This is a genomic window from Bosea sp. 29B (assembly GCF_902506165.1).
GTDB lineage: Bacteria > Pseudomonadota > Alphaproteobacteria > Rhizobiales > Beijerinckiaceae > Allobosea.
Map to the genome: position 1 here is coordinate 815,718 of NZ_LR733817.1, position 20,010 is coordinate 835,727.

A 20,010-nucleotide genomic window follows, 5' to 3' on the forward strand; every position below is an offset into this window, starting at 1 on the left:
GAAAAGCGTTCTCTATCATAAAGTTAGAGACGGATTCACCGATCAGATTGATTCAATCTGATCGGATCCGGCTCTAGAGCGGCGAGGGGAACGGGGCATGGCGGAAGCCGCGGCAAAGGGCGATGCGCAGGGCATTGCCGGGCAGATGGAGAGTGCCGACCAGCGTCTCTGGCGCTGGCTGACGCTCGCGCCCGCTCTGCTGATGCTGCTGGCGCTCAGTATCGTCCCACTCGTCGGGCTCGTCCTGACCAGCTTCCAGAACATCGCCTGGGCCGAGGGCCGGGCCGTGCGCAGCTGGGCCGGGCTCGATCATTACCGCGCTTTGTTCAGCGATGCCCTGTTCGGTGCTGGCCTCTGGAATACCGGCCTGTTCGCGCTCGGGGCGGTGACCGGACAGATGCTGCTCGGCTTCGCGCTCGCGCTGCTGGTCAGCAAGGTCAGCCGGGCGCGCGTGCTCTACCGGACCATCTTCATCCTGCCGATCCTGATCCCCGGCATCGTTATCGGCGCCATCTGGAAGCTGATTCTCAACTTCGATTTCGGGCTGGCCAACCAGATCCTCGGCCTCGTCGGGCTGGGACCCGTCGACTGGCTCGGCGATGGCCGGATCGCCCTGCTCTCGGTGATCATGGTCGACATCTGGCACTGGACGCCGTTCTGCTTCCTGCTCTTCCTGGCAGGGCTGGAATCGCTGCCGCAGGACGTCTACGAGGCCACCAAGATCGACGGCGCCAGCGCCTGGCAGGAACTGCTCTACGTCACCCTGCCATTGATGGTGCCGACCATCGTCGTCACCTTCGCCTTCCGCCTCGTCCTCGCCTTCAAGGTCTTCGACGAGGTCTATCTCTTGACCAAGGGCGGACCGGGCACGGCGACCGAGGTCATCAGCTTCACGCTCTACCAGCGCTTCTTCACCGAAGACAAAGCGGGCTACGGCTCGGCGATGTCGGTGACCGTGATCTTCCTGGTCTGCCTGCTGCTCGCGGTGGCGCTGTCGGCGCGCCGGCGCTCGGAGGGACGGGCATGAGCGGCCGGTCCGGCGCTTCCTCGGGCTGGCCGATCCACGCCACCCTCATGATCAGTGCGGCGATCGTGCTGGTCCCGGTGATCTGGACGGTCGCCGCCGGTTTCCGCACCCAGATCTCGCTGCTGATGGGCGAGGTCACCTTCTCGCCTGTTCTCTTCAACTTCCACGAGGTGCTGTTCTCCAAGACCTCGGAATTCCTGGTCAACTACCGCAACTCGATCATCGTCGGCGTGGCGAGTACCCTGCTCTGCGTCGGCGCGGCGACGCTGGCCGCCTTCTCGCTCAACCGCACGCGCTGGCGCCGCTGGGTCGTGCAGGTCTTCCTGGCCTGGACGCTGGTCTTCCACATGATCCCGCCGGTCGCGCTCGCCAGCGCCTGGTTCACCATGCTGCGCACCGTCGGGCTGGAGAACAGCTTCACCGGCCTGATCCTGGCGCATGCGACCCTCAACCTGCCGATGGCGATCTGGCTGATGAGCGTCTTCATCCGCGAGGTGCCGAAGGAACTGGAAGAGGCCGCGCTGATGGATGGCGCGACCACGCCGGTCCTGCTCTGGAACGTCGTGCTACCGGTGATCGCCCCCGGCCTCGCCGCCACCTCGGTCCTGACCTTCGTCTTCTCCTGGAACGAATTCGCGGTCTCGCTGGCGCTGACGATGAAGCAGACCGCGACCGTCCCGGTCGCGATCGCCAAATTCGCCCAGGAATTCGAGATCCAGTACACGCAGATGGCGGCCAGCGCCGGCCTTGCCATGCTGCCGGCTCTGATCGTGATGCTCTTCGCCCAACGCTACATCGTCAAAGGCCTGACCCAGGGCGCCGTGAAATAGCGCCCTGTCTGCGAAGCCGAGCCGGGAGACCACTGTGAAGGCCGTATTCGTCCTCTTCGATTCGCTGAACCGCCACATGCTCGGCTGCTATGGCGGCAAGCGCGTGCCGACGCCGAATTTCGACAGGCTGGCGCGCCGGTCGGTGAGCTTCGACCAGCATTATGTCGGCAGCCTGCCCTGCATGCCGGCACGGCGCGACATGCTGACCGGACGGCTCACCTTCCTGCACCGCAGCTGGGGTCCGCTCGAACCCTTCGACAACGCTTTTCCTGAGATCCTGCACAAGGAGACCGGGACCTACAGCCACCTGATCACCGACCACTTCCACTATTGGGAGGATGGCGGGGCGACCTACCACAACCGCTATGATTCCTACGAGTTCGTGCGCGGACAGGAGGGCGATCGCTGGAAGGCGATGGTGCAGCCGCATTGGGAGCGGCTGCGCGAGAAATACCATGCGCGCCAGTTCAGCGACGCCCGCCGCAGCTATTTCGGCCAGAACATCATCAACCGCGAGTTCATCAAGGCCGAGGAGGATTTCCCCTCGGTGCGCTGCTTCGCCGAGGGTTTCGACTTCCTCGAGCGCAACAAGGACGCCGACAACTGGCTGCTGCAGATCGAGACCTTCGACCCGCACGAGCCCTTCACCGCCCCTGCCCGCTTCAAGGAGGCCTTCGACACCGGCTGGAACGGCCCGATCCGCGACTGGCCGCGCTATGGCCGTGTCGACGAGTTGCCGGCGGAATGCGAGGAGCTTCGCGCCAACTATTACGCGGTCGTGGCGATGTGTGACGACCTGCTCGGGAAGCTGCTCGACTGGTTCGACGCCAACGACATGTGGAAGGACACCGCCCTCGTCGTCACCACCGACCACGGCTTCCTGCTCGGCGAGCATGATTTCTGGGCCAAGAACCGGATGAACCTCTATGAGGAGGTCGCCCATATCCCGCTCTTCCTGCACGATCCCCGCCATCCCGAACGCGACGGCACGCGCTCGCAGGCGCTGACCCAGTCGATCGACCTCGCGCCGACCTTCCTCGACCTGTTCGGCGCCACCCCGCCGGCCGAAAACGAGGGCCTCTCGCTCTGCCGCATGGCCGACGGCACTGCGCTGCGCGACGGCGTGCTCTTCGGCTATTTCGGCGGAGCGGTGAATGTCGCCGACGGGCGCTACACCTATCACCGCTTCCCGGAGGACCTGTCGAAGCAGGAACTCTACCAATACACGCTGATGCCGACGCACATCTTCTCGCCATTCTCCACGGAGGAGCTGGCGGGCGCGACGATCTCGCCGCCGCTCGGCTTCACCAAGGGCGCGAACCTGCTGAAAGTGCCGGTGATCGAGCGCTCGCCGATGTACAACAACTACGGCCCGGGCGGGCTGCTGGAATCCGAGACGCGCCTCTACGACCTCGCGACCGATCCAGGACAGGAAGCCCCCTTGAACGATCCTGCCACCGAGGCGCGGCTCACTGCGCTGATGCGACGCCTGATGGTGGCCAATGGCGCGCCGCCGGAGGCCTTCACCCGCATCGACTTCGCCCCGGATGCGGCCGACTAACGATGCGCAAGCCGGCGACCTTCCCGCGCCATCTCGCCGCCGATCCCCGGCAGTTCGCCAGCGTGCGCCGCATCGTCCTCGCAGAAGGGCCTGAGGCCGGTATCGAGACCCTGGCCTTCTCGACCGGCGGCGGGCTCGATTTCTGGGTGACTGTCGGGCGGCTGATGGACATCGCGACCCTGTCCTGGCGCGGCGTCCAGCTCGGCTGGCAGAGCCCCGCCGGCTTGCGCCGGCCGGATACCGGTCCGGCCGGCCGGGAGCGGCGCTTCAGCACCGCCTTCGGCGGCTTCCTCAACACCTGCGGCTTCGACCATATCCGCCAGCCGGCGGATGGGCGTCCCCTGCACGGCTCGGCCCCGTTCACGCCGGCACGGCTGATCGCCTATGGCGAGGACTGGGAGGCTAGCGCGCCGATGCTGTTCTGCGAGGGCGAGGCGCTCTGCTGGGCCCATGGCGGCTTCGGCTATCGCCTGCGGCGGCGGATCGAGGCGCCGATCGGCGGCAGCTCGCTCAGCCTTCGCGACCAGGTGACGGTGATCGGCGCCGAGCCCGCCCCGATCATGGCGCTCTACCATTTCAATCTCGGCTATCCGATGATCGCGGGCGGCAGCACGATCGAGCTCGACGGCGAATGCTTGGCGGGTCCGCTCTCCGCACCCGAGGACGCCGTGACACCAGCGTCGCTGCACCCTGCGACGAGCGCGCAAGCGAACTGCAGCGTAAGCGGCCAGGCGGCGACCATCGCCTTTCACTGGAACACCGTCGAACTGCCCTGGTTGCAGCTCTGGCGCGATTTGCGGCCGGGCGCCGGCGTGATGTCGATCGAACCCTGCTCGATCGGGCGCCTCGATGACGGCCGCAACGCCCCGTCTCCCGTGCTCAAGCCGGGTGGCAGCTGCGTGTTCGAGATCGACATCGACGTGGCCGATTGCCGGAGAAGCAGCGGTCCTCTCGGGGCTGCGTGACGCATCCGATGACCGTCGCAGGCCGTCGGTACCGTCGCGCTTTCCAGACCGTCAGCGCCCTGCCAGCCGAACAGCCTTCTTCGTCTCAGCGACGGCTGCTCGACGTCCGGTTCTGATGCCCATGGGACAGGAACTGCATGAAAGCCGGCGGGATCTCGATGTAGCCGAGTGCTTCCTGGCGGATGTCGAACTCCGCGATGGCCTCGGTCAGAAGCTCGAATTCTCGCTCGCCGTCAGAGCCTCTCGCGGATGAGATCAGCTGTGCAGCTCGCAGCACAGCAGCCTTCCGCTCTTCATAAGACGAGATCATCAAGGCGTCGGCGTTCGGCATGACACCACCTCATCGCTACGCAACTCACAACCACTACGCTAGCGGCCAAATCGCTGGAATACGAGTCACTTATTGACGATGACTATCCGGCGACAGCTCAGAATCTGATATCGAGTCTTGCGTTGAGCGTGTGGTCGGTGGCGCGCGAGGCGATCTGTGCGTCATAGGCGAGGGCGAGTTCGGCGCCTGGGGCGACGGTTAGCGTGAGGCCGGCGCCGAGGACGAGTGCGTCGCGTGCGATCGGAACGCCGGCGATCGCGAAGGGCGCGCCGCCGGCAAAGCCCTGCAGCGACAGCGGCGTGATGTCGCCGGCGGCGCGCCGCCAGCCGAGCGTGGTGTCGAGCCGCGCCGGCAGGCTGCCGAGGTCGAAGCGCATCTGCGCGCGCAGGCCGAGCGTGGCGAAGGCGACGGCGCTCGTCTGCGCCCGGGCAAAGAGCGCGGCGACGCCGCCGGTCTCGGCGAAGGCATCGCTGCGCAGGTTGACATAAGCGAGATTGGCGAAGGGCTCGAACGCCGCCGGCCCGAGATCGAAGCGATAGGCGATCTCGCCGAAGGCCTGGATGCTGCGCGCCTCATGCCTGGACGAAAGCTGCTCACTGAGGCCGGGGAAGGAGACGCTGCGCCGCGTCGACAGTTCGTGCCAGGCATGGCTGACGGCGCCGGTCAGGCGCAAGCGGTCGAAGCGGGCGCCGCCATAGAGACCGATATGGTAGCTGTCGGCCTCGCCGCGCGACAGCCGCCGCGCCACCTCGAACCGCGAACGCGAATAGCCGGCGGCGATGCCGATCCTGGCCTCCTGCGCCGCCGCGATGTCGAAGCCCGCGGCGAGCCCATTGCTCGAGCGCGTCAGCGAGGCGGCATTGCCGTCGCCGCGCGACTGGCCCCAGGAGCCGAAGCCGCGCGCCCAGAGCGCCAGGCTCTCCGCCGGCGCGGCCGAGATCGCCCCCTTGTCCATCGCCCCCTTGCCCGAGGCATAGGCCAGGGTCGCGATGCGCGGCGCGCCGATCCCGTCGAAGGCGGCGCGGATCCGGTCGGATACGGCCCCGCGCATCATCTGGCTGCCTTCGATCAGCACCGTCTTGGCCGAAGCATGGATCTCGCCCGACAGGCTGTCATAGGCCTGCCGGGCCTCGCTTTCGTCGCGCAGTTGCGTGAAGCTGAGCCAGAGCGGGTTGGCCTCGCCGAGGCTCTCCAGGCCGAGCGCCGTCTGCGCCTGGTTGCGCGTCCGGGCGATCGCGGCGAACGCCAGATCGTTCCGCAGCAGGGTCAGCGTGACGCTGTCGGCGCCGTAGTCCAGCGACGGATCGAGGAAGAGATAGCGCGAGCTGACCTCGTCGAAGCGGCCTTCGACCCCTTGGCTCGCCGTCAGGATGGTGTAGCGCTGATTGGCCCAATAGGTGCCGTCCTCGCCGAGATGGAGCACCGAGCCACCGGACAGCCGCGCCTTGCCGCTGGCGCGGATCAGGTCGCTTGCACTGCCGTCCGGGCTGACCTCGACTTCATAGGTCGAGCCTTGTGCGAAGGTGATGTCGCCGGCGACGGTGATTGTTCCGATCGAGTTGCCCGGTGCGATCGTCGCGCCCGCCTGGATCGTGGTCGAACCGACGGTGCCGCTGCCCTGCAGCCGGGCGCCGGCCTCGACCGCGAGCCCGCCGCCGAGCGCGCCGTTGACGATGAGCGTGCCGGCGGAGACCGTGCTCGAACCGGAGAAGCCGGAGCTNTGGAGGCTTGGCTCAGCTACTACAACGAGGATCGGCCGCACGGGGTCATCGGCAACAAGCCACCGATCCTGCTGCAAAATCCCGGCGGGACACCCAGCCCGCCGCCGTGATCAAAGGCCGGAAACTCTACCGTCCGGCGATCCAGCATCTGGTCTCGGATCAGAAACTCAGGACTCTCCCTCAGACCGGAGGAGAAAAGGGTCTCAGGTCACGCGAGATTAGGCGTGCGACTTGGGGGGCTTTTGAAGCGGGTGATCGTCGAAGATCACATGCATTATCTTTCCGGCATGCACCGCCCCTTCGGCGCAGGCGAAGAAACTGAAGGTTACCATGCCGATGACGCCGCATGCAACGGGCGAGATCGCGCGGTTGCGCCGAGTATGGATGCAAGCAGTCTGAGCCGTCGCCAAGACCCTCATGCATCGCAGCTAATGTGAATTCTCTGACCTAGTGATGCGCTATCTCGGTGGCGGAGATGGCCTATATGCCTGCTCGCGGAAGCTTATCGCTTGGCTTTGCGAAAGCAGCCTGCAAGATCTCCTTCCATTTGAGAGCCTCGCGATCCGAGTCGAAACAAGAGCGGATGTTAGCGACGAAATCCTCCTTAACATAGATCTCATCCGAGACGGTTGCGCGGCATGCTCTCTCAAGACCCGAAAGGAGATCTTCGAAATTACCGGGTTGGACCACGAATATATGATCATTTCCGGCTGTTACCAGATCCACAATCTCGCCCGTATTGGTGGTCACCATAGGAACTCCAATACACATTGCTGTCGTACGCGCGTTCGAACACCCCTCCCCCAAACTCGCAGAACAATACCAGTCACAGGTTGCCATGAGCTCCCAAACTCGATCTTTTGGGATAAAGCCGAGGAACTCATTCATGCCTGCCCGATATCTTTCTGCCTTCCACCCTTGCCAAAATTTTTTTTCAGCTTCTTCGACGCCGCCGCAAATCGTAAGTAGGATCTTGTGTCCGCGAGATCGAAGGATGTCGACCGCGCGCGAGAGCGCGTGCGTGCCTTTTTTGCTGGAATAACCGCAGTCAGAAAACAGGGAAATAATCGACCTCTCACGGTCCCGGGCCCAATGCAGCCTCATTGCTTCTTTTTCAACCGAGGGGCGCATGCAGACTACGCTCTCTAGCTGTCCAAGGCGGCTCAGCTGTCGCCGGTGGGTTTCGTTCAATGCGACAGCAACAGACGCGTTTTGCAGCACGTACTCTAATGTGGATCGCTCGGACGGAACATACAATCCACGGTTAATGTCGGTGCCAGCGGCGATCGCGACATGTGGCACTGATAGATCCTCTGAGATGGTCGCCCCGATAAATCCGGAACCCAGCATGAAATTCGAAAGCAGGACATGGTCCTGGTGCGGGCTTCTATCTCTCGCCGCGGTCAGTTTTGTCGAGATACCCAGCGCGGTGTATCGCAGAAGTTCGTTATTCACCTTGAAGCTAGGCATTCCCGACTGCTCGATAGGGAGCATCCAAAGGTGCCTCTCCGCCTCCATATCGAATAGATCAGCCCGACTGCTAAGACTGGCTGATCCAGTCGTAAGCCGGCTACCTTTGCCCCAGACATAAACAGAAACTTGTCCAACGAAATCACTCATCATCGCGACAAAGCGAGAGGTCCAGCTAGCGAGGCCACCTTCATCGCCATACTGTTGGGTGATAACGTGTACGTGAGATCTCTCAACCATCTTCTTGCCTGCCGGCGAAGTAAGACTTTAGGAAGTGCGATAAGGGGCCGTCTGGATCGCGCAGACACCATTCTCCAGAAGACCCTGGCTTTAGGTCATCTTCGGGATCAAAGCCTATCTCTGCGATCCGCTTATGCCTTTCCAAGTACTTCCTGTTCGCGATCTCCCCATGCCAGATGTGATAGAGTGGACGCTCTAAGTAACCTACCCGCCCTCCAACCTCTCCAAAGAAGGGTTGCCCCCAGCTTCGGTAGTGCAATTCGCGCTTTGTTGTCATGAAAGCCGTGGACGCGGCCTCAGAGAACCGGCCCCAAGCGGCGCAGGCAAGAGCTCGGTCTCCACTTCCACAGATCATTGTGTCGTAGAATCGATGGCGCAACATGAGCTCTAACGGGGCTGCCCAGGCAAGCCCGAACAGGCCTTTTCGCATGGCCGCGCCTTCTTCAGGTTGGAAGTCGCCGCTATCAAGTAGATTTGACGACACCAGATATGCGATTCCTCTGCCCGAGGCGCCCGGTTTCATGCGAGCCATGCCGCCCTTTCCATCCGGGGTGACATCGTACATCTTGCTGAAGAGCTGAACTAGGTCAGCACACACAAGAGCTCGCTGTAGATCTTGAATCCAACCATCATCCTCGAAGAAAGTGTCACAGTCGATCCAAGCGACAGCTTCCGTTCCCGTCGGCACGTTATCAAGGGCAATGTTAAGCAAACGCTCCTTGTGCCACAGAACGGACGGGCTGCGGACCTGGAGTAAGATATCCGCGTCCATCCTTCCAAGCTCGAAGACGTTGTTCGCTAATTCAACGGTGACAAGTGGAATCGAAAGCCGTTTCCGAAACTCGGTGTAGTTCTTCCGCCTGCTGATATAACCTGCTGGATTGTAATAAGTCGTAATCGCGCAGATCTTCATTATCAGCGACCCTCAACGGACTTCAGTGAGCCCTATTAATCCGTGATATCTAAGCACGGAGGGGGTGAGGCAGCCCAGCGGATAGGCTCATCCCAGTTTAATGGGATGCGCGGGTTCGCCCCTTTGGAAGAATACTGCAATACCAAGGCCAGTCGACTCTTATCTGACGAGTTCAATGAGCCATGCCAGAGACGTCCATGGAAGAGGAAGCCCTCCCCGGTTAAAAGAGGAATATTCAATGGCGCGTACTCAACGCCTTCGTGTCCGATGCAGCCACTGTTTTTCCATGCCATTAGTAAGGAGGGCTCAAGCTTGTGGGAACCAGGAACGACATTCAAGCTTGAGCTTGGCTCCATGTTTTCGATCCCTATAAATGCGGTCACACCGTCGCACACGGATAGCTCAACATCGACGTGCCATCTATGCGCCTGACCCGGCTGTCGCTCCGTTATAGTGCCCCCCCAAAGCACAACCTCCGGTCCAATTGCTTCGCGGACACGCCGCACAACCTCAGGACATCTGGCGGCCTCTGCGACACAAGGTAGAACGCTATGCATACTCTTGAACCAGGGCCGCTCGCTGAGAGCCCGCTCCGGCAGATGACTTGGAGAACCTTCGGGCCAGGCAAACAAGTTCCGAGATCGACGGTAGCTCTCAGCGATCTCGCGACAGTGTGATGGAGTCAGGCAGGTGAATGCGCGAGTGTAGCCGCGAGCCTCAAATGTGTCTTGCTCTTCTGCAGCAATTTTGGCTTCCATGTTGCCCTCAAACCCACAGGCGTTTCCGCTAAGGCAGGCACACGGTAGCAATGCAGGCTCACCTGGCAACACCCTCGTCATCTTTTGCCAGTCATGTCCACAGAAGAGCATCTGCTTCGGTCGAGGAGCTAGTGTACGAGGTCGAGCGAGATTTCCCGCAATTCCAGGGGCTTCGCTGGCGCTTGGTCGAGGGGGGACGGGATCATCGCGTCCTCGTCGGTTCGGATATCGTCGCCTTCAGGTTCCCGCGGACTGTGAGGCGCGCGCAGCGGTTTCAGCTAGAGATGCGTCTGCTGGATACGCTTGCTCGCGACTGCCCAATTCTAATACCGAAATACCAACATAGAGCGTCTGACTCGTCGTACGGCGGGTATCCGCTCCTTTCCGGAACTCCCGTGACCGGGTTCTTTTTTCGAAGCTGTACAGGCCCAGAGCGGGAGCGAATAGAAAGTCTAATCGGACTCTTCCTCCAATTCATTCACGCACAGATCCCTCATTGTTTTTTGCCGGGAGAGAATGGCAATCACATTATTAAATTCGGCAAAAGGTATGTTTCGTCGCACGCTTATATTGTAAATAATTTTCTTGGCGAAGTTTTTGCAAAGAAATTTGAAGCTTTCATTAAAAAATACAGTGAAGAAGAATGGATCATAACTAATCTTATTCACGGGGATTTAACGACAGATCATATTCTTTATGACACTCAGAAGGGAACACTTTCTGTTCTGGATTTTGGCGATTGTGAAATGGGGGATCGTTCGTTCGATTTTTTGTGCTTCTGGGAGCTAGGGGAGGATGTCGTGGACCGTGTGCTAGCCTGGGCAGTCCCCCCTGAGCAAGAGCGCGAGCGCCTAAAGCTGATGTCACTGCTCCACTATGGTCGCGCGCTCTCGTTCAAAATCTGCCGGGCGAACAGCGCGGAGCCGGAGGAGCTAAGGGAGACAGTAGCAGCCTTTCTGAGGCGCGCCGGGGTCTGATAGATTACCTGATCGTACCGGAATCAGCGCGTCGGTCCGGCACGTGCCCTTTCGACAGGAGCGCGGAGCTCCTCAAGCCGAGATGGGCGCAAGCTCGAATGTCCGGTTCGCCGCGCCCAGCCAATTTTCGCCCCCTCAGTCTGCGGCCACCGCTCAGGCGCGCCGCATGCCCCATCGGAGCAGACCGCGGGTTTAGCTGGACAGCTGCCGTGAAACGGATCCGAATGCCCGTTTCTGTGTAGAAACCCAACTTCGGCTTGCGCCCGGAGGTGGCCGTCGAGTTTTTGACCGCTATCCATCAGCCCTGCGCCACAAGCCGACATTGGGACTTAGCCCAGAAGCGGACACTGGATGTGATGATCGGTGCCTACTCTTTCGGCCGGTTGGGCTGTCGCGCTCCGCTCGATTGCATCTGCCGCCTTTTCCGGCCGCGCGCGGCCCATACACGCCGCGGCGGAGCCAGCCGAGTCAGGCTTCCGATGTGCATAGGCGCTCTTCTGTCCCCACCAATCGCTCGGTTCCCGGTTCCTCTCTGCGCCCGAGGAAGGCAAAGACCACGACAGCGGTGATGATTGTGATGGCGCAAAGCATCAGGAGCAACGTCGCGAATGCCTCGCCATAGCTCTGGACAAGCGCAGCATGGCTCATCTGCAGCACAGCGGCCGCAGCGCTCTCGACATCGCCGGTGACGAGCCGCTGGGCGACCAGGCCTGCCTGCGCCGACGCTCCGCCAGCAGCGAGATGCCCCGCCGTCAGGGCGGACAGCACGGCGCTGACCACAGCGAGCGCCACACCTTCGCCAGCCACGCGTGTCGTGCTGAAGATGCCGGTCGCCATGCCGGCGCGCTCCTTGGGCACGACGCTGACAGCGAGCCCATCCATCAGCCCCCAGGGTAGGCTGATGCCCACGCCGATCAATGCCATTGGCAGAGCGACGCCCATTGTCTCGCCCCCGAGAGGGATTCGGCTCAGCCAGAACAGGCCAGCGGCGCAGATCAGCAGGCCCACGCCGCAGATCGTCGCTGGTGCAAACCAACGCGTCAGCAGACCGGCGGCGATCGGCAGAACTAGCAGCGGCGCAGAGAGTGCGATCATCAGCCTGCCGGCCGCAATCTCGCTCATCGCCGGGCTCGGCATCGGCTGCATGCCGGACTTCCTGGTGCGCGATCCCCTCGCGAAGGGTCAGCTTCGCACCCTGCTCGACGACCGGATCGATGCTCCCGGCCATTTCAGCTTGATCTGGCCCTCCAACCGCAACCTCTCGCCGAAGGTCAGGGGCTTCGTCGATTTTGTCGGGGAGCGTCTGTTTTCAGCCCGCTGCGAAACGCGTCCTCAGACAACTGTCGCTCCGGGTTGAGCCGGCCTCCATGTCTGCAGCTGCGCGCCACAAGCTGACATTGGCGGGACGCCAAGGAGCGGACCTTCCGTCCACGCCGTAGAGAAGGCCTCAACGGCCCGCAACAGCCAATGATGGAGCCGAGTTCTAAGCTCGCTTAATCACGAGCCTTGACCCGTGGCGCTGCTGTTCTCGATAGAAGGCTGCGCTGGATGGCGAGAAGGGATTGGGTAGTTCGTAAACGGTCACGAGCGCAGGCAGGCGTACATGGGTGACGTAGAGTATGCGCCACTGGGGGCCGCTCTCTCCGGCCATGGAGGCCGCCGCCGTGATCTGCGACCTCTCCAGATCCACATAGCCGGGATCACCCGTGTGAGCCTTTACCTCGAAATGCACAGCTCCGCGCGATCTGGGGATTCGGAAGTCGAAGCCGTCGTCATCCTGGGTGGCGGGCAGACCGAGATAGCGTCTCCCCATGGACGATAGCCAATGCTCGTCCGCGAACCCCCGCTGGGTCAGCTGGAGATAGCGGTAAGCCGCCAACTCACCCGCGAAACCCAGCAGAGTCCGCTGCTCCTCGCTGAGATAAGTCGGATCGTCGCCGCGTCGCCCCCCAGGCCCGCCCTTCCGATCCCGTGGCGGCCGCGCTTCCGGAGTGAAGCGTTCGAGCTTGGCCGGTCCCGAGCGGGCGCGAAACGAAGACTTGTCGAACGCATCTCCAAACGCTTGCGCCACGGCTTGGAGCGGTGCTTCCGCGCCGCCGTCCACCTCGACCTCGCCAAAGACGATACTGCGCTTGGCGCGTTGAGCGCGCTCGAGAGCCGCCTGCTCCTGCTTCCGCTCCGCTTCCAAGTCGTCCGCCGATAGCCCCAATGCTTCGAGCTCGAGACTGGTCGCCGCACCGGACGGCCACAGATCGCCTACCGCGAGCGCCTTGGGTAGGGTCTGCAGATCGAGCAGGCGGAAATCTAGACAGCCGGACCCCATAGCAGCGCGTATAATAAGCTCGGCCGGGGAGGTCCAAGTCGTCGAAAGCTTCCGGGTCACGCTGTCCTTGCCGGCCCAGGCGCGCAATCGCTGACGGACGAAGTCCAGGTTCGCGTTGAGAAGAGCTCTGTTGGTGGCGCGCACCCGATCGATCGCGACGCTAGGCTTGTCGCTTTTGGTCAGGTTCGCCATCTGCGCGTCGATCGCGCTGTCGATGAGCCCCTCGTTGGCCTCGTCGTAGGTGGCAATCCAAGCCTGCGGCATAACGATATCCGGCAGCATAATCTGCATCCGGTAGTCGGCGAGGCTTTCCCCCGCGTCGAAGCGATCGAGCCAGGCATCGCGGACGCGTTGCTCCAGCTCGATCCGCCTCTCTTCCAAACGCAGACCGAACGCTTTCGCCAGACGATCAGCGAAGCCGAGCGGACGCCAAGGCGGTCCGAGAGCGGTCAATACGGCATTGAAAGTCGGGAGATCGAGGCCGAGCCGCCGGCGCAGATCGTTGAGGCTGTCAGCTTCGCGGCAAAGATCAATCAGATTTTGGGCCCGCGCTGCGCCGAGGCCGCCACCGATCAGCAGCGTCAGGACGTCACCCTCCTCCAGCAGCCGGTCGGCGCTCTGGCGTAGGCGGTCTGCCATGTCCGAACCATGCATCGCCTGCACGGCTGGCGTCAGCAGTTCGAGCAGCCGGGCGCTCGTCGAACGAAGAGAGCGGAGGACCTCTCGGATGCGAGCGATCGGCTTTCCGAGGGCAGCAGCCAGTGTCGAATCATCCGGCATTGCGAACGCCAATCCCTTAGCGCTCGCCTCACGCTCCAGAGCATAAAAGACAAGGCGGATATGATCGATCAGGCTCGGCCGGTTCAACGCCAGAGCTAGGGCGCCCGAGATCCGTGCCATGAGTTGCCAATCGACCTGCTCTGGGCCGCGGACGATAATAGCTGGGTTTTCGTCGTCCGGCGCGGGCAGGATGCCGTCGAGCTCCTCGGGGAGCGCGCCCTCGCTGCCGCCTACGGATACATGCACTTCGCCGACGAAATGGAGCCGTGTCCGCCGCATTCCGTCCATGAGGAGCTGGCGGGAGCGAGGCGTCACGCGGTTGGTGAGGGGCGCGCCCAGTTCGGCGATCAGGACCGCGAGCTCGACGAGCCATTCCCGATCGTCACCGACGAGCAGTTCACCGCCCGAAGCGGGCGAGAAGGTGCGACCATCGACCTTGACCTCCAGAAGGTCGTGGCGGACGACTTCGACTTTGCCGCCGAGCGTTCTTCTCAGACTCGTCGCGCACGCCTCGGCTTGGCTCGGCGGGGCGCTCAAGACCGCGCGGCCGAGCGCGGTCAGAAGCTGCTCCAGAACCGGCCAGGCGCCGTCGCCCACATAGACCGTCGGTCGATCTGGATCCGTGCGATCGAGCGGCAAGGTGGTCAGGCGGCCGCTTACCTCGACCACCAGCGGCAGTCGCCCTGGCAGGCTCTTCGGTTCCGGCCGCTGAAGCCAGTGTTCCCAGGCCTCGCGATAAGCCTTGCGGAAGCTGTCGTGTTCCGCGTCGGGGATGCCGGCCCGCCAGATATCACCGAGCGCAACGATCCGCCGGTCCGCAGTGTCCACGTTGGTCCAGATCTGCAGGCCTAGTCGCGCGGTCATTATTTGGCGTAGATCGGGAGTGGCGTCGAGCTGATCCCGGATCGTTCGGTCCAAGCGGCGCACGAAGCGCGGCAGCTCGGACCTCGGCGCATACCAGCAAGCGTTCGGAGCCACGCCATCGAACTCGTCGGACCCGGCTAGCGGCAGCCAAGGGGCCTGCCGCAGAAACGCAGCGAGCGGCGTTGACCAGCGAACCAAGTCAGAATTGCCGCCCTGACGTTGAAGATGGGCCTGAAAGTGGGCTTCGGGCGCGTCTTGCAGATAGCGGACCACCAGCCGCGCGAAGCTGTGCCGTGCAGCAGGCGTGAAGCGATCGTAGAACCCCTGGCCCGGCAGGAACCAGGAGTCCGTGAAGGTATAGGGCCGGCTCTGATAGTTCAGCCGCGGCGCATCGAAGAGCGCCTTGCGCCAGTATGGCCCTACCGTCATTTCGATCTGCTGCGCAGGCAGCTCGCCCCGTCGGAGCTGCGCCCATTGCCAAGCCTCGAGACGCACGACGGTGTACTTGACCGGGAAGAGTCCGTCTCGAACACCCGCCACACGGAGGAACGCGATCCGGTCCGCGCTGGTCCCGCCCATCCGCGCCGACCACACGTCCCACGGGGGCAGCAGCGACTTTTCGAGGTTGGCTACGAGCCTCGAAACTGGGCCGGCGGCGGCGACATATTCCGAGAGGAGATCGCCCTGCGTGTCACGCCAGGCGGCGGAAAAGTAGGTGGCGTTGGCGGCGGCATGAACACCGCTGCCCGTGGGCACGCGGAGCCCCGCTGACCTCAACGCCGCCTCCACCTCCGCCGTCCTGTGGTTCTTCCAAGCGCCGAAGGCCCACGTCAGGGCGGACGTCAGGTCTCGGGCTCGGGGACGCGCTCCGAGCAGCTTCCCGATGTTGCCCAAAACATGGACGAGGCTGAACTGACTGGCTAGGCCGGCGGCGACCAACGCGTTGGTAACACGGGTGGGCCATGTGAGCCCGGGGTCGGCGAACCTCACGTCCTTCAGCAGGCTGCGGGGCGGAAAGAGCTTAGCGTCGGTCAGCCTCCGGCGCTTGCCTCCGCCGATGTCCGCGTCGGGATGGATGTAGATGCGCCCGCCTCCGGCTCCGCCGTCTGCAGGCGCGAGCTTCCCATCTTCGTCGCGGAAGATCGGCGCGCCCTTGAGGTGAGGCAGGGTGTCCGTCAACGCGGCGAGGTCGGCGTAGAAGTCCTCCCACTCCTGCCGCGTCGCCTTGCGGCGCCGCGCGAGATCGGCCGCGATCGCCGGAATCCATTCCGCGAGCTTCTCGGGCCAAGGCTCCAGCGGGTAGTCGGCGTCCTCGGCTAGCGCTCTGAGCGCCTCGACCCGACGCCGGCCCATGTTGCGCCTTAAGAGCGGAAGGTCATTCGCCTTGGCGAGCGTGACGCCTTTCAGGATCTTGTGCTGCTCGTCCTGCCAATCGAACACCTCGTCGAACCGGCTCCACCGGGCGTCCGAGGTCGCCAAGCGCATGATCGGCAACGGAAAGGCGCCGAGATCCTCGCCCCGCCGCCCATAGACAGCGAGGAGCCGCTCGCGCCACCCGCTCCAGGCGACGGCGTCGACCGCCGCATGCACCAGGTCCGAGCGCACCTCGTTCGCGGCCGCGAACAGCTTGGTCGTGTCGATGCAAAGCTCGGCAACGGCGTCGAGCAGCATGTCGTTCAACGGATTCGCGAACGATAGGTCCTTGCGATCCGGGTCCGGGAAGAATGGCGCATCGACGTAGCCGTGAAAAGGCGTCACCGCCTCCATCGGCAGGAAGGCATAATACCGACCCATGCCGACGTCACTACTGAGCGGTATAGCCACGCTTATCAAGGGCTCGCCTTGCCAGTCGCGCCACTTCTCGACCCGGTGTTGTTCGGCGATCGCGCGCTCGACGGCCTTCTGGAAACGCCTTCGATCCACGGCGCGTGTCGCGAGGAGATAGGCGCGCTCGTCGACTTCGATCTCCGACAATTCCACGCCGCCGCCGTTCGGCAGGCGCCGAGCTGGGCGCCGCCGCCGCTGGAGGATCCGTCGCTCGATGCCTTGGGCGGTTACGCTCTCGATCGTGAGCTCGGCTAGGCGAGTGAGGAACAGTGGAAGCGGCGCCCGTTCGTCGAAAAGGGCGCGGCACTCTTCGCCCAGCTGCTCTGCGGCGCGCGCGGTGCGTAGCGGCAGACGAACCAGAGTCGCGAAGCCCTCCATTGCATAGGCCTGGACGTCCAGTGGCTGGTCGCGCAGGGGACGCGGCAGCTGAAGCGCGTGAGCCTTGCCGACGGCTTGATCGATCAAGGCACTGTCGGTCAACAGCCCGAGCCGCTCCCTCTGATGTCGTTCAGACGCGAAGCCGAAGCAATAGCCGTCGAATTGCGAGGCGCCGATCCTCCCGCCAATGGCCATGGAGAAGATCTGCGGATCCGCGCTCACCAGCTCAACACTGCGGAAGCCCAATCCCTTGTGGCCAATCGCATTTCCGGGCCGCTTACGGCTCTGAGCGGGGTTAACGATCGAGTCGACGTCCTGAGTGGTGAAGCCTTGCCCACTATTGGCAACGTAGAGCACGCCGTGGTCGCCCACCGTCAGATCGAGCCTAACGAGGATGCGCGCCATGTCGCGACCTGAACCGTCGTAGGCGTTTTGGATCAACTCCCGCAGGATGCGCCCGTCGTAGAGGCTGGCGGCTGTGTTTGTCAGCTCGCGCATTGCGTCGTCGCGCGCGGAGCCGAGTTCCACGCCGACCAGTGTGAGTCGTAACTCTCGATCCAGAATGCGCTCGATATAGGCGTGATGGTCTAATTCCACGGCCACGCAGTGTCACTCGCCCCCTGATTTCCGGTCGCCCCGGGCTAAATCTATGTTAGCGGCCAAGAAGAAACCTATGCCACAGCTTCAAGATGCTATGTCGCGAAGAATACCGCTTATCTTGCGACAATAGCTGACTTAAGCTCACGCCCCGTGTGGCTCTGCGGCCCCCTACTCCCGGCAGACCATGTACCCGTGCGCATTCACTTCGGCGCAGGCGCTGAAGAATGACATGAGGAGCCAATACAGCTGTACGAAATACGGGTCTGGCCTGCGGCCACCCGCCGCTATTTCCGCAAGGGCCCCTTGCACCGCGCCAAAGCTAAGGGACGATGTCACGATCACGACGCGACGGATCGCGTCCGGCGCCAGGCGCGCGGCCTCGAAGTCGGCAAGGAGGCGGTTCGCGTTGCCGCGTAGGGTCCTGGGGATGGCGCTTCTTACATTCTCGTTCGAATATGTCTGTTGCCACGTAGCTATCTTGGCGGGCATCGCGTCGACGGGCAGCGCCATGCGGCCCAGGTTCTTCATGGCCTGGCCCACGGAGACATGGAACGGTGAAGCGCCAAGGGAAAGAGCGCCATGCTTCGCATGGTAGAAGGTGATGCGGGGTGGGGTGCTGGTGTTGTTCAGGCCGATGAAGTCCGCCCACTCGTCGCCTAGGTCGTCGCAAACCAGCACGTCGTCGCCGAGGGATACGCGGTCCACCACGACCCCGAACGTGGACGTCGCCTGGAAGGCGGCACGATTGGCGGCGAATCGGCCCTTTTCGCTAGTTACCCCTGCTAACGCCGCATCCGGACGCAGATATCGCAGGAGTTCGGTGCCGCCTTGGGTCAGGCCGCCGTCGCGATAGAGCGTGCCGTCGATATAAGCTAACGAGACGTCTTCGAAGAGGACGATAAAACGGTTCTCGCGGTCGATGTGCTTGCGGAGTGAGATGCGATCGGGATCCTGACCAATCGGATGAGCCGTCCGCTCGACCTCCACGCTTGCGGCGAGCGGAAGTTGCAGGTCGCGAAGCGCGATGCGATCCTTATTGACTGCGACGGCACCCCTGCGTGCGCCGGCGTCGTCACGAATTTCCCGTGCCCTGTCCAAGCCGTGTACCTCGAAGACGACGTTCAGTTCCGCGAGGACAGCGGCAGTCTCCACGGCCGTCAGCGGCGTCGCGGCTCCATCGACCATACGCACGAGCCGAACCTGCTCATGTTCGTGAATGTCCTCGGCAAGTCCGGCGACGTCGACCGCGAATGAGGACAGGGCGACATTGCCAATGGCAGCGAGATCGATTGCCCGGGCGAAGGTATCGATGAAAGGTGCCGGTGCCCCGGCGCCTGCGAGCAGGCTGTCGATCACCGCTGCGGCATATTCTATGAGGTGTTCGTGCCCGACGCGGTCGGAGCGCTGGGCGATCCTGCCCGTGCTCGGTGTCGCGGAATAGTGCCCGACGCCGGTGCGTACGGTATATGCCTGAGGCACATAGCGGCTCGACGCTGCGGGGCCAACCGTATTGCGAAGGTCGTCGGCCTCCAGCGTTTTCGTGCGCATGGCCAGTTTCGACACCGACATGTTCCGCAATCTTATCTTCTCGAAGATCGCATCGTGGCGCGCGACGGCTAGATCGACCCGGCTGACGGGGACGCGCCTCAAATGCAGACGCTTGAACTGGGGCGGCAGGTCGAGACGGGATTTGAACACAGCGACGTGCCCACGATGCTCGACCACCATAAGGAAGCCGCAGGCCAGCTCACGCACGTGGGCCTGTTCGGGGAGAAATGATGGCGATTGCTCGTAGAGGAACGAGATCGCCGACCAAATCGATGCCCCTGAGACCTCGCGGCGATGGCGGAACAGGTTTGCCTGAGCGGTGGGCTGGCCCGCTCGGAGCTGATCGAACAGCGCCTCGATATCACCGTCCGTTAGTGGCTCGCTGAGCGCGAAAAAGTTGGCGGTCTTTCCCGCCTGCAGGTGTTCGATCATCTCTCCCCCCGACAGACGTTGCTGTCTGTACACGAGGATGCACAATCTGGACGCGGCATCAAACCTCGCGCTCTGTCGTCGGCTGGTCGATGAAGGCTGAGATGACGGCGGGACTCGTCACCGACGCGCTTATCATGGTGATATGCCGCCGCGGCAAGCCGGGCGCCCAGATGCATCGCTCCGATCAGGGCAGCCAATGCACCAGCCAGCACTTCCAGGAGCTGCTAGCCCAGAGCGGCGTCACCTGTTCGACAATGCCGCGATGGAGAGCTTCTCCTTATCCCTGAAAACCGAGCGGATTAGGGGCAAGGTCTACCGCCCCCCGACGCCGCCTTAGCGGATGTGTTCGACTACATCGAGCGGTTCTACAACACCATCCGCAGGCACTCGACCATCGGCTATCTCAGCCCGGCCGAGTTCGAAAAGAAGGTGGAATAGCTCAACTGAGCGTCGCCAGAACTGGCA

The 20,010-nt window shown here is 63.0% G+C and carries 12 protein-coding genes and 2 pseudogenes; 7 read left to right on the forward strand and 7 right to left on the reverse strand.

The window, feature by feature from the left end:
* Positions 1-97 precede the first annotated feature (97 nt).
* The 4 genes from GV161_RS03990 to GV161_RS04005 are packed head-to-tail and all read left to right on the forward strand — an operon-like array spanning position 98 to position 4,383.
* Positions 98-1,027, forward strand: coding sequence for a sugar ABC transporter permease (locus GV161_RS03990; RefSeq protein WP_201302983.1), 930 nt, complete (start codon positions 98-100; stop codon positions 1,025-1,027).
* The gene (locus GV161_RS03995; RefSeq protein WP_152011745.1) at positions 1,024-1,857 is read left to right on the forward strand and encodes a carbohydrate ABC transporter permease; all 834 of its coding nucleotides are present in this window, start codon (positions 1,024-1,026) and stop codon (positions 1,855-1,857) included. The genes GV161_RS03990 and GV161_RS03995 overlap by 4 nt, the downstream gene beginning before the upstream one ends.
* Before the next feature lie 34 nt (positions 1,858-1,891).
* The gene (locus tag GV161_RS04000) at positions 1,892-3,418 is read left to right on the forward strand and encodes a sulfatase (protein WP_152011744.1); all 1,527 of its coding nucleotides are present in this window, start codon (positions 1,892-1,894) and stop codon (positions 3,416-3,418) included.
* 2 nt (positions 3,419-3,420) lie between these two features.
* Positions 3,421-4,383, forward strand: coding sequence for a DUF4432 family protein (locus GV161_RS04005; RefSeq protein WP_152011743.1), 963 nt, complete (start codon positions 3,421-3,423; stop codon positions 4,381-4,383).
* Positions 4,384-4,468: 85 nt separating this feature from the next.
* Here the strand turns inward: GV161_RS04005 and GV161_RS04010 are convergent, their stop codons facing one another.
* The 4 genes from GV161_RS04010 to GV161_RS04025 all read right to left on the reverse strand — a co-directional run bounded on the left by GV161_RS04010 (position 4,469) and on the right by GV161_RS04025 (position 9,058).
* Entirely contained in the window at positions 4,469-4,714 is a 246-nt protein-coding gene (locus GV161_RS04010; protein WP_152011742.1) for a hypothetical protein, read from the reverse strand.
* Between the two features lie 97 nt (positions 4,715-4,811).
* A partial coding sequence (locus tag GV161_RS04015) for an autotransporter domain-containing protein (RefSeq protein ID WP_210253490.1) occupies positions 4,812-6,434 on the reverse strand: 1,623 nt, incomplete at its 5' end.
* A gap of 481 nt (positions 6,435-6,915) precedes the next feature.
* Positions 6,916-7,929, reverse strand: a complete 1,014-nt coding sequence (locus GV161_RS04020) for a glycosyltransferase (RefSeq protein WP_159650132.1) — start codon at positions 7,927-7,929, stop codon at positions 6,916-6,918.
* Between the two features lie 208 nt (positions 7,930-8,137).
* Entirely contained in the window at positions 8,138-9,058 is a 921-nt protein-coding gene (locus tag GV161_RS04025) for a hypothetical protein (RefSeq protein ID WP_152013799.1), read from the reverse strand.
* Between the two features lie 808 nt (positions 9,059-9,866).
* Here GV161_RS04025 and GV161_RS04035 point away from each other — a divergent pair.
* Positions 9,867-10,793, forward strand: a complete 927-nt coding sequence (locus GV161_RS04035; RefSeq protein WP_152013801.1) for a phosphotransferase — start codon at positions 9,867-9,869, stop codon at positions 10,791-10,793.
* Between the two features lie 468 nt (positions 10,794-11,261).
* Here GV161_RS04035 and GV161_RS04040 read toward each other — a convergent pair whose 3' ends face one another.
* Positions 11,262-11,702, reverse strand: coding sequence for a hypothetical protein (locus tag GV161_RS04040; RefSeq protein WP_193219525.1), 441 nt, complete (start codon positions 11,700-11,702; stop codon positions 11,262-11,264).
* 211 nt (positions 11,703-11,913) lie between these two features.
* On the opposite strand from GV161_RS04040, the pseudogene GV161_RS30890 reads away from it, so the two are divergent.
* Positions 11,914-12,150, forward strand: a pseudogene (locus GV161_RS30890) (LysR substrate-binding domain-containing protein); the annotation flags it as partial.
* A gap of 126 nt (positions 12,151-12,276) precedes the next feature.
* Here GV161_RS30890 and GV161_RS04050 read toward each other — a convergent pair.
* Together GV161_RS04050 and GV161_RS31075 are read right to left on the reverse strand one after the other, a co-directional pair.
* Entirely contained in the window at positions 12,277-17,568 is a 5,292-nt protein-coding gene (locus GV161_RS04050) for an ATP-binding protein (RefSeq protein ID WP_152013803.1), read from the reverse strand.
* 165 nt (positions 17,569-17,733) lie between these two features.
* A complete protein-coding gene (locus tag GV161_RS31075) occupies positions 17,734-19,545 on the reverse strand; it encodes a hypothetical protein (RefSeq protein ID WP_244623994.1) in 1,812 nt (603 codons plus the stop codon).
* A 65-nt stretch (positions 19,546-19,610) separates the two neighbouring features.
* On the opposite strand from GV161_RS31075, the pseudogene GV161_RS31080 reads away from it, so the two are divergent.
* Positions 19,611-19,983 (forward strand): annotated as a pseudogene (locus GV161_RS31080) (DDE-type integrase/transposase/recombinase); the annotation flags it as partial.
* Positions 19,984-20,010: the final 27 nt, after the last annotated feature.